This is a genomic window from Lapidilactobacillus dextrinicus DSM 20335, from assembly GCF_001436095.1.
Classification (GTDB): domain Bacteria; phylum Bacillota; class Bacilli; order Lactobacillales; family Lactobacillaceae; genus Lapidilactobacillus; species Lapidilactobacillus dextrinicus.
Map to the genome: position 1 here is coordinate 44112 of NZ_AYYK01000003.1, position 18638 is coordinate 62749.

The following is an 18638-nucleotide window of genomic DNA, read 5'->3' on the forward strand; positions in this document are numbered from 1 at the left end:
CAAGCTTTTTGATAAACTTTCTTAAAATAACTCAAAACATTGCAAAATCAAGATAATACATCGTTAAAATTGATCAATCGTAATTTTAATATCATTATCAATTTGGCTAGTAAGTGTTTTGTTTTTCGAGTTAAACGTTTCTAAGTCGTGTATCTGTAAAATGCTTGATATCAAAGTACCAATAAAAATCCCGGGTCCGCTGCTATATAAACGCCAACCTCCCTTAACACCAACTTCTTGGGTTTTAAGCTTGGTGAAGTCGTTGCTTGCTTGATAACGATCTAAAAAATCTCCGTCAGAACTTGAGAAATACGTATTGGCTTGACGTAATTCAGCATTTTTAACCCGTTGCTGCAATTGGACCGGATTAACTAACTGTAATAATTGCCATGCTCGTTTCTTGTCACCAGTCGTTGAAATAGCATCAGCATAGCGAATATGAGCATGAACGTAGAGCAAACCAATCTCACGTCCAAAATTAGCGGCTTGTTCAGCACGCTTGAAAATTTGACTCGTCCCGCCGTGATATGTTGACGGTTTGTTCATCAAACGAACACCATCCGGGAATAATAAGTGCTCACTAATCAGGTTGAGCGCGTGATTCACTTCATTACCCTTAAGAATGTGGCTTAACACACCTTGTGATAACGGCAATAGTCGATAATCGATTCCAGTAATCTTATCTCCCGGATGAATAATTGGAACGACCGAGTGATCTGGATTCATGCGAATAAAGCCAGGTAACACATCATCTTGCATAAAATACTTCTTAAAGTCACGATACATATTATCTGCTAAATCCGTAACCTTTATCCGCAATTCGGGAATATCTTTGAATACCTTAGTTGCTTTTCTCAGAGTCTCGATAGTAAGTTCCTCTGTCCATGTACTAGCCATTTGTTTTTTCTGTTTTGGATCTGCTGGTTGTAACGTATCATCCCAGTCACCATCCCCATAGGCAGAAACGAAGGTATCATATAGGAAATGTGTTTCAATGTAATGAAGTTGCTTTTGGATATGATCCAGTAAGGTTACTTTTTCATCTAATTCTTCCTTATTATTTAAGGAGAGATATGGCACCAGTTCATTTAAAATATCAAGATCATTGGTTGCTAACAAATAGTCGGTTACAACTTTAAGAGGCCAAACAATCACATCGCCATGTGACTCATCAGCAAATTGATCGGCATATTCATCAAACATAAACCACTGTGGCCAATTTCCATTCTCCACAAATTGATGAGCGTATGTTTTAAGAATAATCTGTCTGACTTCAGCATAATGCCCTGTCGACAGGAAGAACTCAGTGGGGCCCTGTGAAACGTCACGCGTACCCCACGCCGCACCGCCATATTGTTCAAGGCCGTGTGGCGACAATAAATGAACCATTGCATCATGGGCAAACCATTTTAGAATTAAGTTCGTTTGCTCAATCAAATCTACCTTCTCATTATTTTCTGTCTCTAATTTTAAATTTCGTAACAGTCCTGCATAATGGAGTCGATGTTTTTGACGCAATGTCTCTGTATTACTTTCATCTATCTTCTCATTAGTTAAACTTGTTCGAACTAGCAATGAACTAACATCTTGATACTGTGCTACTATTTGATTGGTAGCAGCTTCTAAATCGCCAATCAACAACATTGTTTCATCGCCAAGTTGAACATTTGCAGCATCATTATCGGCATTGTAATCAATATAATATGAAACTTGTGGGACTCGTTTAGCCATCAACATGTCGGCAGCGGGCTGAATTTCAACCGATGAAGACGTAAATTTGATTTGAGGATTTTTGCCTAGGCTGTCATTATTCCATTGCGTTGTGATAATTAAATCGTATTTAATCTGATTCTCTGACTTAAATTGCAAATTTAACTGATTACTTGTAACAGCTGCATCTGCACTAACCTTAATTACATCATCTTTAATTTTGTAATACCAATCCGCACCATCATAATTCATCGCGTAAGCAGATGGCATTGCTAAAAGGTAATATTTCTTTTCAATTTTCAAATAAATTCTTGTTCCTGTAACTTTAAAATAATTCAGAGCATCTCTTGTATGAGTTGACAATACGTTCATATTAGTATTTCCAAAAACTACCTGTGACTCAAATATACCTGGCATAAATTGCGTTGAGGCCATTACTGGCATAGCAGGCTGACTAGTATTCGTCGCCATAATAATATTACCAGTTAAACGTTCTTGTAATTTTTCCTTTTCTGGAAGAACAACATGTTCCCCCTGATCAGTGAAGAACGATAAGATTCGTTTATCCAGCTTTTCAGTTTGCAATTGTCTAGGAAAACGTTTATTTAGTTCTTCGTCACTAAACGGTACCGTCTGTAATAGCGCTTCTGTTTTAACTTTGCGGTCAATTACTTTTAATTCTTGTTCATAATTGGATTGCGTGTTCTCACTAGTACGATTGAATTGTTCTTTTAAACTATTTTGATCAATTAGTATCTCATTATTGCCTTGTGGCTGGTTTTCTTTATATGCTGCATAAAAAACAGTTTCTGCTTTAGTCGTGGTCAAAGTCATTTTTTCCGTACGTAATGCTGTAAAACCACATTCATATTGTTTATTCTGATTTTCTAATTGATCTGATATCAAACCGATGGGAATACCAGTTTTTTTATACTCAGTTCCGAAAAATTGAAAACTATCTGTAGAAAAACTAGTAATCTTTTGAAATGATCCTTCTTGAATGTATGGATAATGATTACTTTGTGCCTGATTTTGACGAGAAGCCACAATAATTGAGCTATCATTTTGCTGTATAAAATGATCCAAATATTGTGAGGCGTATGCCTCATTACTAGTAACGAAACCCTCATCACCTAAACCTAGATCCTGAGTATATGTTAAATCCGCAATAACAGGGACTGGGCTACTTAATTCAACTTTCCAAAACCAACATGCATCTTGTAAAATTAATTGAAGTTGATAAGTAACGCCTGCAAAATCGCCAGTCCAGCAAATACTATTTTCAGAGTATAAAACACGGCTGTTACTCTGTGGGCCTGTTAGTGGATGCGATAACCAGCCAGACTCACTTTGAGTCCGCAAATAAATATTAGCAAAACTACCATCCAAGTTATTACCCACAACTTGATTAATCATGATATTGTTTACTTTAATTTGACCAACCGCGCCATTGTCTAACAACAATGCTTGTGTTGCTCCATTTTTAATAATTGACACTAATATAACCCCTATTCTACTTTGAAAGATTTTGTAATGACATTATCAGAATCAAATCCAACCATGACTTCGTATTTACCAGAATCTACATAACAATTTAAGTTTGTATGAACGTTGCTCAACAAATCTTTAGCAATTGTAATTTGAATTTTTTGTTCACTATTAGCCGCGAATGTTAACTTTTTAAACTGTTTTAATTCCTTAACCGGGCGAACTGTTTCACCTGTTAATTGATGCGTATAACATTGCAACGTATTCTTAGCAGAGAAATTAGACTCGTTAATAACGGTGACCTCTAAAACTAACGGTTGCTCATCATTTACATTATCATTAATGATGTCAACGGACTTAATGCCTAATTTGGCATAACTTAGACCAAAACCAAATGAATACAGTGGTGAATTATCACAATCTAGATATTTTGATTGATACTTATTTACGTCATCCTCAGGTGTATTAGTAATTGGACGACCGGTACGATAACTATTATAGTAAATTGGGACTTGCCCAATATTTCTAGGAAAAGTCATCGGTAACTTACCACTAGGTGACACCGTACCATCTAAAATGTTTTCGATAGCAACCGCACCCTTCGATCCTGGGAACCAAGCAACAACTACTGCATCTGATAATTCACTAACTCGCCGCAAGTCAAGAGGACGACCAGTAACAACAACAGAAATTATTGGTTTATTTAAAGTTACAAGTTTTTCAAGTAACGCGAGTTGTTCTTTAGGGACGTTAATATCCGTTTTACTCGTTGCCTCACCACTCTCTGAACTAGGTAAACCGATAAACGCAACAATCACATCTTGCTTTTCCGCTGCAGCAACTGCCTGCTGTTCTAAAATACTATCACTACTATGATAGTTACAACCAGCTTCGACTTGGATATTTTCAAAGTTTTTATCAAAAACCTGTGCAAGTGTTTCTTTTTCTCGACGTTCACCTTGCCAAGACCAACTACCTAATAAATCATTAGAGGTAACAACTGGTCCAACCAATGCTAATTTCATTGACTTTTGTAATGGTAAAATATCAGCCTCATTCTTCAATAAAACAATTGACTCTTCAGCCGCATATTGCGCAACGGCTAAATTAGCTGAAGAGTAAACCTCTTTTGCTTCGACATTGACGTCCAAACCACGATAAGGATCTTCAAACAGGCCAAGTTTTTCCTTTAATTCTAAAACTCTAGCGGCAGCTTCATTAATCAAATTCAATGTTTTTTCATCAATTTTCGAAGCTTTTTCTAAATATTTAGCATATGCAAAGGACATCATGTCAATATCAACGCCCGCTGTGAGCGCCAAATCCGCCGCTTTTGCCAAGTCAGCGGCAACACCATGACTCATCACTTCAGCAATTGCGTCCCAGTCAGAAATTAATACACCATTAAAATTCAATTCATCTCGCAAAATATCACGCATTAAATGTTGATTAACTGTTGCTGGAACTCCGAACAATGTATTAAACGATGTCATAACTAGCATTGCTTGCGCCTCGATTGCGGCTGCATATGCCGGCAAATACTGTTCACGAAAACGCCATTCAGAAAGATCTACAGTATTATATTCGCGCCCTGCCTCTGGTGCACCATAAGCAGCAAAATGTTTCACACAAGCCGCAATATGTTCTTTATCTAGTGGTAAATTACCTTGATAGCCGTCTACACTCGCCTTAGCAAGAACAGAATTTAGATAAGGGTCTTCCCCAGTGGATTCCATAACCCGACCCCAACGTGGATCACGAACTAAATCGACCATTGGCGCAAACGTAACGTGAATACCCCCAGCCGCCGATTCACGGGCCGCAACTTCAGAGGTTTGACGAACAAGTTCCGGATTAAAGGTAGCCCCTAAGCCTAAGGGTATTGGATAAATTGTCTGATAGCCATGTACCACATCAGCCATGAATAACAGCGGAATGTGTAATCGATTGTGTTCAATGAAGTCCTTTTGAATATTCTTAACTTTCTCAGCACCGGAAATGCCGAGAACTGATCCAGCAGAATAAACTATATCTAGAGTTAAATTTTTATCTTGCATTGGTCCAGTAATTTCTGCTTGACCATTTTGAAAGAAATCGGCACTTAATTGAATTAATTGACCAATTTTTTCTTCAGTTGTCATTTGTGCCATTAATGCATTTACTCGTGCTGTGCTCATCCTGAAATCTCCTCAACGATTTATTTATCGAAACGTTTCACCAAAAGTTTACACCGCTTACATAATTAAATCAATACTTTATTTTTAATTCTAAAATACCTACTTTACCGTTAAATAGGCGTCTCCTAATATAGCAAGTTTGATCAGATGTTTGAACAGCACTAGTGTATTTCAATCCATGATTATTTCGATATAAAAAATTATAAATATGATCAGCTTTATTAATTATTTTATCTTGAATCGCTCCATAATTTTTTATATTGACGGTGATTTTTTTAGAATAAGCAGTACTCATTTATTTAGTCTCCTGCAGAAAAAAACGCAACCGTATCAATTATTAGATACAGTCGCGCGTCATTCTATTTTGACCACATTATTTAGCTCGACACCTTTACGATAATGTGATGATAGTAACTTCGTTTATTAGTCACCATGTTTTATAATTTGACATACAATCAACAATAAAAAAGAATAGTCGTAATAAAATCATTCATCACAACTATACTCTTCAAAAAGTTACTTTAATTATTTAGTCAACACATCCGCAGCAGCTAACAAGCTACCTGTAATACCAGCATCATCGCCTAACTCAACATGAACAATATAATTGTCCAAGTCAGGTACACGAACATAATCATGCATTAACTCAAGGAAATTCTCACGAATCATTGGGAATAGTTGTTTCTGCTTCATGACACCACCACCAAAAATAATAACATCTGGTGAGAATGTTAAAGTATAGGTCATGCAAGCTTGTGCTAAATAAAAGGCTTCTGTTTCCCAAACGGAATCTGTCGATAATAATTGATCACCTTTCTTACCAGCGCGTCGTTCAACGGCTGGACCTGCAGCTAATCCTTCCAAGCAAGCACCATGATAAGGACAAACGCCAGCAAAATCGTCGCCTGCTTCACGCTGCATTAAAATGTGGCCACCTTCAGGATGGCTGCGACCGCGATAAAGTTCACCATGAGAGATATAGCCAACGCCAATCCCAGTTCCTACCGTTGCGTAAAGAACGTTGTCTTTACCAACACCGGCACCTTTTTTGTATTCGCCATAAGCAGCAACATTTACATCGGTTGTCCATTCATAAGCAATATCATAACGTGCCTTCATTGCGCCAAGAAAATTATAGTTCTTCCATGGTAATTTTGGCGTATCTGTGACATAACCATATGTTGGTGACTCTGGATTAATATCAATCGGACCGAATGAACCAATCCCAATTGCTTCAACTTCGTATTGATCAAAGAAAGCAAAAACTTCCTTCATTGTTTCTTCTGGTGTTGTTGTAGGGAATTTAACTCTTTTTTGAATATTGCCGTTTTCATCACCAACTGCACAAACGAATTTTGTACCGCCTGCTTCAATACCACCCAATAAATGTGCCATGTTACTTACTTCCCTTCACTTTTTCCTTTTATTTAAACCGATAATTACGAATTTCTGCTGCTTTTAATGGTGCAGTTGTTTCAGAAAGATGCTGACTTTGAAAATCAACTAATTCACCTTTTTGATCAGCTACTTGAACATCAATATTGTGTGCTTGACTGTCCAAATTATAGCCTCGAACAATTAAATCACTCGCTTGATCGCGCTCAACACCAGTAACTGCAAAGGCCTGCTCATCTGCATTTACTTCTAACCAAGTACCCTCAGCAGAGCGTGTTCCTTGATGACGTGATGTGGTAACTGTCAAGATTGGCAAATACAACGTACGTGCAACTTGATAGCTTTGAAGTCGATCAGCAGTTGTCTCATCATGGAAGATTAAGGCAAAGCTAGCATGTTGTGCACCTTGACATTGTGCTTCTGGTGTTAAGAAATAACCCCAATCACCTAGTTCACCAACACAACGTAACATTGTTAAGGCAATCGTGCCATCCTTTGGTAAAATCTCATATTCAGGTAAACCATCATTAGCAAGTGTAACGCCAACTTTTTCATCATGTAAGTTAACAAATGCTTGTTGTCGTTGCGGATTGGTTGGATTTTCCCAATACTTTTCTGGAACATTAGGACGTTGGACGACTTCAAAAACAGACTCTGCTTCATTAGTTGTGGTTTCAAGTTCAGTTGGGAAAAGCACTCGTAAACGATGATCAAGTGCTTGGTTATCATAAGCAGCATCAAATTTCAGCGCTGAACTATCTGCTTCCAAAGTAATAAACGTGTGTAAAGTTAAGGCGACTGTTTCTTGACTACGTGTTGCTTGACGATGAGTGATATCAATAACCGCACGTTGTTCGTAATCAAGTTGTGGTGTTGCTTGGCGCGGAATTTGTAACGTTGAGACCACTTCAATAACGCCACGTTTAGCAGAATCTTCTTTAATATGAATTGTTGGTGCTTGGTCAGTTGAATAGATCCGCTTCTGATCAGCTGTTTCTTTATAGATATATTCATTACCCATATCACCAGTATCTTCATATACCGCCATGCGATGATAAGTGTGATTAGTCTTCTTATCTAGAATTGTTAACGAACCATCAACAGCTGAAATTTCAACTTTTAACAGGTTGTTCTCTAATATACGTCCATCACTGATTAAAGATTCAGCTGTTTGATCAGCATACATCTTCGGCGTTGTTAATTGTTGTAGCGCTAATGCTTGCCATGAAAATGCTGGCAAGTCTTTAACATAGACTTCAACCTGTGCATAAACGCCAATATAAGGAACGCGGAAACGATTTTCTGGTAAATCGGCTCCGAAGCGCGTTGTATAGCCAGTCACACGGCCAACAACTTGGCGCCCATCAGCAGCGATTACGGCATAATGACGATTTTGCTGAGCAATTAACTGCATTTTAGCAAACTGTGCATCGGGACGACCATCTTTAAATAATGCACGACCTAATTCAACTTCAGCTGTGATAACCCCGGTTTTAGCTGTGTCACTAGGATTGATCACAACAAATGGTTGACTACCTTCAGGAAATTGATCGGTTTTAACTTGATCAGCCAAAGCTGTCTGGGCGTCATCACGAATTGATTCTGCTACCGCTTCAACCTTTTCAAAACGTGTCATCATTTCACGATGTACTTCATCAACTGAACAACCAGTAATACTGTCATGAATATGATTTTCTAGCAATAATTTCCACGCGTAAGTCAATTGATCATGAGGATATTCTGCCTTTGGCAAAGCTACTGCAGCTAATTGAGTAGCTTCATTAATTAACTTACGTTGAACTTCAGCATTCTTTTGCTTCAAGTAGATTCGTGAAGATGCTGTGTTCGTTAATGTGTACCAACCATCTGTTTCCTGCGAAGTTAATTCGCCATTAATAGTACTGAGATTTTTTGGAAGATCAGCTTTAACCGCAGCTAAATAGTCATCAAAATTAGAATGAATAAATTCATAATCAGGGAATAATTCTTGCGCTACTTCCAATGCTTTCGTCACATCTTTTTGAACAGGTTGGTGATCCACACCGTTCATCATCAGCAAATTGTCAGTTGAAGCATATTTTTCAACATCTGCTAATTTTTCAGTCCAATATTGTTTAGCTTCTTGGCGATCAACTGGAATTTCATTACCATTGCTATACCAATTGGCAAATAAGATGCCCAATACTTGGCTTTGATCTGGTCCAATCCAGTTCATCTCAGAGAATGATGACTCAAAAGCCGATTCAGAAACTTGATTGTTTAATCCTGTTGGCTTAACACCACGGCCAAACGCCACTGCATCTAGACCTGCTAAACGTAACATTTGTGGTGTTTGTCCCATATTACCAAAGGTGTCAGGGAAATAGCCGATGCCCATCATTTGGCCATATTTTTCAGCAGTTTGTCGACCAATTTGAAAGTCTTTAACATGAGATTCAGGACTAATTAAGAAATCATCTTGTAAGACATAAAATGGCCCGACCCGTAACTTGCCGTTTTTAATGGCCTTAGCAACTCGATCTTTATTCTCTGGTCGAACAGCTAGATAATCATCGATAATAATGGCTTGACCATCTAATTGGAAGCTATTGAACTTAGGATCAGTATCAATTAAGTCCAATACCTCATCCATTAATTTAACTAATCGTAAGTGATGTTTTTCAAAAGGCATGTACCACTCGCGATCCCAATGACTATGGGAAATGACGAACACTTTTTTCTTTGCCATAACGTACTCCTTAAAATAAAATACTTTGAATTTTTATTGACTGTTAAAACGTATTATTTGGATAGTTATTCCTGCACAAAAATTGCGCCAGCGCTGACTAATGTGGAATTGAAAAGTTTCTAATTTGTATAGCATCAATTTGAAATGAAGTCAGTCTAAATCTTTTTTAGCCAGTGGCAGAAGAAAATTGCGGTCAGCTGTGAAATTGATGTTGCTGCTTCAGCGCTTACATCAAGGTCGAGCTTTAAGACAAATTTATTTGACTTAAAGTCGGCCCATAGCGTTCCACCGCCAATTTTCTGGAGCCATGAAGAACCATAACATAGCAGTTTTTAATTAAATCAAGGTAACTTCAAGCCTTACTTCTTAACCCGCATCCCTAAATAATCAAGCAACAACTCGCAGTACATCATGTTAGCCCATGAGAACCATTCCCGTGTAAAATTAGCAGGATTTTCTACATCAAAGCCTTCATGCATCATATTCGTGCCGGCCGTTGTATTAGCTAATAGTTCTAATAAACGTAACTTTTCAGCACGATCTGGTTGCGTCAATCCTTGAATTGATAAAGCAATTGGCCAAATATAATTTTCAGGAGTGTGGGGACTGCCTAATCCAGAACCATAAGTGCCACTATAATAAAATGGGTTTTCATGACTTAATAACGTCTGACGTGTGGCTAAATAAGTAGGATCATCCATTGCTAGATAATCTAAATAAGGAGCACTCATCAAGTTAGGAATATTGCCATCATCCATTAATAAGCTGTTACCCAAGCCATCTACTTCATAAGCATAGATTTTTTCACCACGCTCATTAGTCATCGTTCCGTATTTTTCAATACCGTCATGAATTTCGGTAGCCAATTTTTCAGCTTGCGCTGCTAACGTTGGTTCATTCAATACTGTCGTAAAAATTTCGTTTAAATAACGCAAGATAACAACAGCGAACATATTAGCCGGCACTAGGTAGCCATAGACACAGGCATCATCGCTTGGTCTAAAGCCTGACCAACTCATACCTGTATAAGCAACTGGCTCACCCATACCATCATGTGTCAGAGAATCTTCTGGGCGATCTTCAACGCGTTCAAAACGATAAGTTGAATTTTCGTGATGTTGCTCGGTTTCAATAACTTCTAATAATTTCTTGGTTGCACTCACGAAGGTTGGGTCAAACTGATCTGTTAAACCGGTATTTTTATAAAGTAAGTAAGCTAATTGAACCGGATAGCACAAGGAATCTAATTCATATTTACGTTCCCAAATCCATGGCCCCATTTCAGTTTGATCACTTTGATGACCATGGCCATTATCGGTTAAATTGAAGGCATTCGCATAGGGATCTAAATTCATATTAAAAAATTGTCGTTTAACTACTTTTAAGATCAATTCTGCAATCTCTGGATCAGATTGCTCCATGATTAAATATGGACGTAATTGTGCGGTTGAGTCGCGTTGCCACATCGCTGGAATATCACCTGTTAAAACAAAAACGTTATGATTTTGATCTTCTTCTAAAGTCGTTTCGAGCGTATTTGTATAAGTAATATCAAAAATTTTAGCTAAATTAGCATGTTTTTCACCACAGCGTTCATTAATCTTCTCAACAAATTCATGAACCGTCGGCGTTACATAAGATTTTGTCATTCGCTTCACCACTTGATATATTTTTTTACAGACCAAGTATATCATGAAAACGGATTATTTCCACTGTTTTTTCGAAAAAAGAATTGTTTTTATCTAAAAATGATATACAATTATCAATATCAAGTAGTTAATGATCCATTTTAATCATCCTTAAACAACTATATATAAAGGAGGCGCTCGATTGACTACAAACGCCAATAAATATCTACAGATCTTTACAGCATTAACCGACCAAATTTGGTCGGGAAAATACGTCGCCAATCAACAACTCCCTTCCGAAAATGAACTTGCCAAACAGTACCACGTTAGTCGAATCACTTCAAAGCGGGCACTTCAAGAACTAGCCAATATTGGTTTAGTTGAGCGACGTCAAGGACGCGGAACTTTTGTCCGCAGTGGCTTTACAATTCATCAACAAACAGGACAGATCCTACTCATTATTCCTTTTGCCACTGAAGCCGGCTTAGGTGATTATATTGCAGGAATTAAAGCTGTTCTTGCTAACCGTAATCAAGAGCTAGTCGTTGTTGAAAACAATAGCTTTTCAACTGAACAATTGGATCAACTTGCAACGCAATATGATGGGATTATTTTTTATCCCCAAGATTTGGCTACTGAATTAACCCAAATTAACGCGATTTTATTACGGCACTTTCCTTTCGTACTCATTGACCAAACAGCGACTGGCTTACCAGTCCCCTCTGTCGTTGCTGATAACATTCAAGGTGGTTACTTAGCAACAACGACATTAATCCAACATGAACACCAGAAGATTGCTTTTCTATCGAAAACAGGTTTAACCCAAGCGTTAAACTCTTCTGTCGCTCAACGTTACTTCGGCTACTTACAAGCTTTAAGTGAGCATGATCTAAACTTTGCCACGACGACCAAAGAATCCTACACGCTGACTCAAAATGATTTTGTCGAATTGTTGCCTTACCTAAAGGCACATCAGGTAAGCGCTATCGTTTGTGAAAATGACATTATGGCATTGCGTTTACTAGAATTCTTACAGCAACAACAAATCAATGTACCTGAACAGATTTCTGTGATTGGTTTTGATAATATTCCTAAGACCGCAACTAGCCAGCCACAACTAACAACCATTACTCAGAATTTCCGGGAGATTGGCCAGCAAGCCGCCACCCTATTGCAACAAAGAATTGATAACCCTTATGATCCTCAAATTAAACAAATTACCGTCCCTGTTGAATTAATGGCCCGTGCATCAGTTAAAACATTACCCCAACCGTCTGAAATTAAGCCCAATTAATAAGGAGTCATAACTAATGAATATCACTGAAATTGACACGCGTTTAGGTACTAAAAATAATTTTCGTTTTTCAAACGGCAATACCTTGCCTTTAACTAGCGCGCCGTTTGCAATGAATTTCTTTACCGTTCAAAACGATGGCAGTCAAGGCAGCTGGTTCTTTGATCCAGATTCTCGCCGCTTTGAAGGTTTCCGTGTTACCCACCAACCTAGTCCTTGGATGGGCGACTTTCAGCATTTACAAATCTTGCCAATTAGTATTGCACCTGAAACAACTATTAGTGATCCTGCCGGTTCTTTTGATAATACGACCGCATTATTTGCCCCAACTCAATTACAACTTCACGATTTACGTTATGATATTGCCAGCCAATTAGTCCCTTCAACGTATGGCGCAATTTTGACTAGCCACTATCCTGACAGTCAAAACTCAGGGATTCAATTAGAGCTACCTGGCAAATTCGATTTAACTTTAAGTTCGTACCAAATTAGTGGTTGGATTTCTAACTTTTCTGGTTGTGAAGATCCAGAATTTAAAATGTATGTCGTTTTCAACTTCTCTCAACCACTTAACCTAACCAGAACAAAATTACTAACGGCCAATTGCCAAGCTGTTGAAATTAGTGATCAAACACACCTTAAAGGTACTGATTTACGTCTCTGTGCTTTCTTTAACGGTCAGGAAAATAGCTTGCAATTTGCTAGTTCATTCATCTCCCTTGAACAGGCACAGCTTAATTTAAGTCGCCAACTCGGTAAAGGACCTAAACAACAATTAATAGAGGTTATAGATGCTTGGCAACACTATTTCCAACGAATTGAAATTAATGATCGCCAACACGCCGATCGTGTTAAAACTTTTTATACTATGCTGTACCGGATGTTTCTCTTCCCTCAGAAGTTCTATGAACTAGATGAACAGAAACAACCAATTCATTATGATACTAAAGCCAAAATGACTAAGCCCGGCATTTTATATACGAACAACGGTTTCTGGGACACCTATAAGACGGTTTATCCGCTCTACTCACTTATTGCCCCAGAATTACTTCAAGAGATGCTGCAAGGCTTTTTAACCAGCTATCGAGAAAGTGGCTTCTTACCTAAGTGGTTATCTCCAGATGAACGTGGCCTAATGCCTGGCACTTTAATTGATGCCGTTATAGCGGATGCTGCACGTAAAGACTTAATCGCACCAACTGAACTCAACGAGTTTTTAGAAGCCATGATTAAGAGCGCCACGGTTCAAAGCGACGATCCTAAATACGGTCGTCGGGGAACACTAGACTACTTGAAGTATGGTTATGTTCCAGACACACATGATGAAAGTGTTAATCACACGCTAGATTATGCTTATAGCGATTATTGTATTTCAGTCGTTGCTGAAAAGTTAGGCCAAACTGAATTGGCGAAAAAATATCGTCAAAGCGCCCTGAACTATCAAAATATTTTTGACCCTGAAGTTGGGTTCGTACGCCCTAAAGATCCAAATGGGCATTTTGAAAAAGATTTTTCTCCGATTGAATGGGGACACGGTTATACAGAAGGTAGTGCTTGGCAAAACGGTTTTGCCGTTTATCAAGATGTTGCTGGGTTGAGTCAACTCTATGGCAGCGCCGATGCCTTTTACCATAAATTAGTTGAATTAGTTAACACACCACCTAAATTTGATGTTGGTGCGTACGGATTTGAAATTCATGAAATCTCAGAAATGGTGGCCTTAAACTTTGGTCAGTTAGCCATGTCAAATCAACCAAGTTTCCACATTCCTTATTTATTCACGTATGTTAAGCACCCTGAAATGACCCAATTATTAGTCAAACAATTATTACTGACATCATTTGCTGCTAGTCCAACTGGATTCCCTGGTGACGAAGATAATGGTTCGATGGCCGGTTGGTATGCTTTATCTGCCTTAGGCTTTTATCCGGTTACACCTGGTAGTGGTGAATATGTTTTAGGCATGCCAATTTTTGATCAAGTTATTCTGCATTTAACAGCAGACAAGACCTTTGAATTACAAACTAAACATAATTTTGACCAAAATCAATTCGTTAAAGCACGCCAATTTAATGGTCAAGATTATCATATGAGTTACCTCACTCATGAAGATTTCATGGCTGGCGGACAATTAACAGTTGATTTAGGATTAGCACCAGATCCTCGTTCTTTAAGTAATGACGAACTTCCATATTCAATTAGTCATCATGCATAACTACAAAAAATCCCTGAAGATTTTTGACTAAATCTTCAGGGATTTTATATTTTATGAAGTCATGCCGGCGCCTTCACGATATTCTAACGGCGTCATACCTGTCTGTTGCTTAAAAATTTTATAGAAGTAGCTTTGGTTTTGATAACCAACTTCAGTCGCAATATAATTAACATCTAAATTCGAATTATGCAACATATCCAAGGCAATATTGGTTCGATAATCATTTAAATATTGCGAGAAACTACGGCCAGTATCTTGTTTAAATAATTGTCCTAAGTAAACTGGATTTAAATGAAGTTCCTCAGCAACAGAACTTAACGATAGTGCCTCGCGATAACGCTGCTCCACAATTCGACAAGTCGCTAAAACGTTATGCGAAAACTTCCGTTTATCTTCTGTGGTTTGTTCAAAGACCGTCATGATGATCTGGACAATCTTGGAAACAACTGTCGCTTCATTAATTGCCGCAATTGCCCTAGATTTAACATTCATAATAGACAACCGCTCACTTAAAACCATTAAGACAATTAATGCAAACTGACGGACTAAAATATCAGTTACCTGAGCTGCCTCTAGTTGTTGCAGTTGCTTCAAAAACCAATCTTTAAATGCCTCTTGATCTAGACCAGACATTGCCTTTTTAACTTCAGAATAACCTGGTAGTATTGGCATCTCATTAGATTTTTCGTTTTCGACTAATACTTGTAAGCCCGCCGGAATCTCAAAAAAATACTGCCGAGCAATCTCTGTTTTTAATTTTTCATAAGCATGAGGTAAAGCCGAAGGTGTTGTAATTGCAGTGCCAATTAACATAGGTCGATGTGAATCGCCCACTCTTTGTGGTGCATGATTAACAAAATTATTCAGCGCAATATTGCTACCTTGAAATAAAATAATGTAATCCTTATTACGCGTAAAATAACCACAAATATTAGCAGCATTGTTTAAATAATCTGCAAGTTCTTCTGGTGGTAACGGATTGAGCACACCAATTAAACGAATAATTTGTTTAGGATCGAGAAAATCTAACTGCAACTGTTGAACTAATTTGGAACGTTTTTCTTCACTATTTTCCATTAATAGCGCGCGAACTTGAAGTTGCTTAGCCAAATTATCATTTTGAAGCTGAACATGTCGCTGCTCAATTTGGGCAATAGCACCGCGTAATGTTTCAATTAGCTCTTGCGTATCAATTGGCTTACGTAAATAGTTTACAGCATGTTGGCGCAAACCAGCGCGAACATAATCAAAATCAGAATAACCAGAAATAACAATTAATTCCATATTTGGTCGAATATTTTTGGCCTGAGCCACAAAAGTGGGGCCATCAATCTCGGGCATATTCATATCAGATATTAAAATATCCATTGGTTCATGTCGTAATATCTCGAGAGCCTGCGCTGGATTTTGTTCAGTGACAGCTAACTCCAGACCAAGACTATTCCAATCAATAATTTTACGGTATCCCCGCAGTAACATATACTCATCATCAACAATCATGACTTTCAGCATCTTCACCGTTCACCTCGTTTTTAAAACAAATCCGTAATTCAACGCCTTGCTTACCATCGCTATCGATTGACATATCAAAAGAATTACCAAAATAATCCTTCATTCGTAAATAAACATTTTGTAACCCAATTGATGTACGTTCTTCAACATTATTAGGATCACGCATTTCACTATTAATCTTTTGTAACTGCTCTGTTGTAAGCGGGCGACCATTATTTTTCACTAAAATATTAGTTTGAGCACCGTCACGCCAAGACTTAATACTCAACGCGTTATCTGTGTGCCTAAAGTCAACACCATGTACAAAATAGTTTTCGACAATTGGCTGTAAGGTAAATTTCGGCAAGCGAACGCTAGCAACACTAGGGTCTGTTTTAATTTGATAAGCTAAACGATCAGGGAAACGCACTTGATATAAGAAAACATATTTTTCAACAAAAGATAACTCATCTTTTAACGTGCTTTGTGGCGAAAAATCAGTGTTGTTTCTCAATAAAGCCGCAAAATTATAAACAACATTAGCTAACTCCGGCTGATTGGCATCAATAGCCGCCATTCGAATATATTCTAACGTATTAGATAAGAAATGCGGGTTAATTTGTGCTTGAAGCGCCCGAATATTGGCCGACTGATTGGCAATCTTTAATTGATAAATGGTATAAACGTGATTATGAATCTCATCTAGCATATTGTTAATTCCTACCGCCAAAACCTGTAGATCAGTATTCTGTGGGATAATAGCAACCCGTGCATCAAGATTACCCTTACTAAAAGTTGCGACTGTATCAACAATAGTGCCCAGTTGTTTTTGATAATGACGGAAGGTTAACCGAAGTCCTCCACTTAAAAGCAATAATAAAATCAGTCCAAATAACATAGATGGTAAAATCTGTAAAAATGTTAATTGGAAGAATTTTGCGCGATTCACCACCATTAAAATGGTAGAACCTGCAGGCAACACTTTTTTAATAACTTGATAGGCGTGTAGATCATCCAAGCGTTTTTGATTAGCTGCTTTTTTAATAATTCGTTGTTCGGATACAGGAACGTGTTCACCGGCAAAGTAAAAAGCCGGCTCGTTTTGATCCGTGCGCATTAAAATTTGCATTGGGCGAATCGTTGTCAGTTGAGCGAAACGTTTCTTTAACTCGCGTTGGCTGAACATAATTCCCACGACGCCATCTGCTTCTAACGTATACTGATTAATTAATGGTGCTGTAACTGCTAAAGGGTCATGAGCTAACTTACTTTTACTGGAGACTAATTTTCCACCAGGATTATCTTGTGTGGCTACAAAAACCTGCTTTTGGTCAGCAAGACGTAACGTCAATTTATTGATGTTTTCATGCTGCATCAGAAATGTTCGTACCTCATTAGGCCAGAAAAAATATTTCCCTGAAGCAATTGTTGCATCAGTTGCATAGTCACTATATTTAGTTAGCGATGTCGAAAAATACTTGTTAATATTCTGAATAGTATCTGGATTATCGACTAATTGCGTTGCAAATTGGGTTGCAACTTGTTGATTTTGAGCGATTGATTCTGAAAGCTGCGTTATAACGGTTGTTTCAGCTTGGCTTAATTCCGAATTATAGTTCCGAACACTAGACCAAGCAAATAAAGCCGTGGCGACAATCACTGTTATCGTCAAAACAGTGGTATAAAGATTAATTAATCTAATAAAACTTGACTTCATCTAATCGTTCCTCCAACTTTGTTGATTTACGATAGGAAGTTATCTATTTGTTTATACCACTTGCGTGAGAACCAATTTGCAAAGACAATGTACGCCCCTGGTGCTAAGAACAGGATAATTCCAGGCCACTTAGCAGCTGCCATTATTAACGCAATTGTCATAATTAAGAACAACAATAATCGGGAGAAATTACTAAAGAATTGAGCGGTAGCTAATTTAAGTGCATTGACAAAAGAAACGTCATAACGCGAGCGAATGAGTAAGGTAAAAATACCTAAGCTAAAAGCCATTGCAATAGCAAAAATAATAACAAACTGAATAATCAAGATCCAAGCTTCTTTGATCTGCGTACTTAAATACAAATTATAGGCTAGGAGGGCTAATATGCCCAAAAATAGCCAAGCATGTAAGTTAATTTGCCAAAAATTAGTTTTAAATTGGTGCCAAGCGTCCTTGAGATGATAATTCTGATATTGCCATTGATTATCCATAAACATTTCAGTTACTGCTCGTAATGACGGACCGATACCCAAAACAACCAAACCCGCAACTGTAAAAATCCAAAAATAAATCGTCATTAAAAAAATGACATAAACTTTAATAAAAACATTCTGGGCCGTTTGTCCAATCATTGTTCTATCTCCTCATTCAATCAACATTTATCCTTCAGATATCTATCTTAGCATATCAGAAAATCAATGCTTTCTAAACCTAATTTTCTGCAACTTACTATGCCAATATCTTGACCAACTTTTTAAATCGATCATCTTTCGTCAAACCTCATATTCCACCTGA

The 18638-nt window shown here is 37.8% G+C and carries 11 protein-coding genes; 2 read left to right on the forward strand and 9 right to left on the reverse strand.

All coding sequences use genetic code 11. The annotated features are described in order from the left end of the window. Window positions 1–63 precede the first annotated feature (63 nt). The 6 genes from FC84_RS02110 to FC84_RS02135 form a co-directional block, all read right to left on the reverse strand. Window positions 64–3207: a GH36-type glycosyl hydrolase domain-containing protein gene (locus FC84_RS02110; protein ID WP_057754656.1), complete on the reverse strand. Its 3144-nt coding sequence runs from the start codon at window positions 3205–3207 to the stop codon at window positions 64–66. An 11-nt stretch (window positions 3208–3218) separates the two neighbouring features. After that, window positions 3219–5375, reverse strand: coding sequence for a glycoside hydrolase family 3 N-terminal domain-containing protein (locus tag FC84_RS02115; protein ID WP_057754660.1), 2157 nt, complete (start codon window positions 5373–5375; stop codon window positions 3219–3221). Between the two features lie 70 nt (window positions 5376–5445). Next, window positions 5446–5670 carry a hypothetical protein gene (locus FC84_RS02120; RefSeq protein WP_057754664.1) on the reverse strand — a complete coding sequence of 75 codons (225 nt, stop codon included), beginning with the start codon at window positions 5668–5670 and terminating at the stop codon, window positions 5446–5448. A gap of 230 nt (window positions 5671–5900) precedes the next feature. Then, window positions 5901–6770, reverse strand: a complete 870-nt coding sequence (locus tag FC84_RS02125) for an ROK family protein (RefSeq protein ID WP_057754667.1) — start codon at window positions 6768–6770, stop codon at window positions 5901–5903. A 28-nt stretch (window positions 6771–6798) separates the two neighbouring features. Next, entirely contained in the window at window positions 6799–9498 is a 2700-nt protein-coding gene (locus FC84_RS02130) for an alpha-mannosidase (protein WP_057754670.1), read from the reverse strand. Window positions 9499–9857: 359 nt separating this feature from the next. Next, window positions 9858–11147 (reverse strand): glycoside hydrolase family 125 protein, encoded by a 1290-nt coding sequence (locus FC84_RS02135; RefSeq protein WP_057754673.1) that lies wholly within the window; start codon window positions 11145–11147, stop codon window positions 9858–9860. Window positions 11148–11328: 181 nt separating this feature from the next. Here FC84_RS02135 and FC84_RS02140 point away from each other — a divergent pair, with 181 nt between their 5' ends. Together FC84_RS02140 and FC84_RS02145 are read left to right on the forward strand one after the other, a co-directional pair. Then, entirely contained in the window at window positions 11329–12420 is a 1092-nt protein-coding gene (locus tag FC84_RS02140) for a GntR family transcriptional regulator (RefSeq protein ID WP_057754676.1), read from the forward strand. A 16-nt stretch (window positions 12421–12436) separates the two neighbouring features. Further along, window positions 12437–14635, forward strand: a complete 2199-nt coding sequence (locus tag FC84_RS02145) for a GH92 family glycosyl hydrolase (RefSeq protein WP_057754679.1) — start codon at window positions 12437–12439, stop codon at window positions 14633–14635. 51 nt (window positions 14636–14686) lie between these two features. Here FC84_RS02145 and FC84_RS02150 read toward each other — a convergent pair whose 3' ends face one another. The 3 genes from FC84_RS02150 to FC84_RS02160 are packed head-to-tail and all read right to left on the reverse strand — an operon-like array spanning window position 14687 to window position 18475. Next, complete coding sequence (locus tag FC84_RS02150) at window positions 14687–16147, reverse strand: response regulator transcription factor (RefSeq protein WP_057754682.1); 1461 nt, start codon at window positions 16145–16147, stop codon at window positions 14687–14689. Continuing rightward, entirely contained in the window at window positions 16125–17843 is a 1719-nt protein-coding gene (locus tag FC84_RS02155) for a sensor histidine kinase (RefSeq protein WP_057754683.1), read from the reverse strand. The genes FC84_RS02150 and FC84_RS02155 overlap by 23 nt, the downstream gene beginning before the upstream one ends. A gap of 26 nt (window positions 17844–17869) precedes the next feature. Then, window positions 17870–18475 carry a DUF624 domain-containing protein gene (locus FC84_RS02160; protein ID WP_057754686.1) on the reverse strand — a complete coding sequence of 202 codons (606 nt, stop codon included), beginning with the start codon at window positions 18473–18475 and terminating at the stop codon, window positions 17870–17872. Window positions 18476–18638 lie beyond the last annotated feature (163 nt).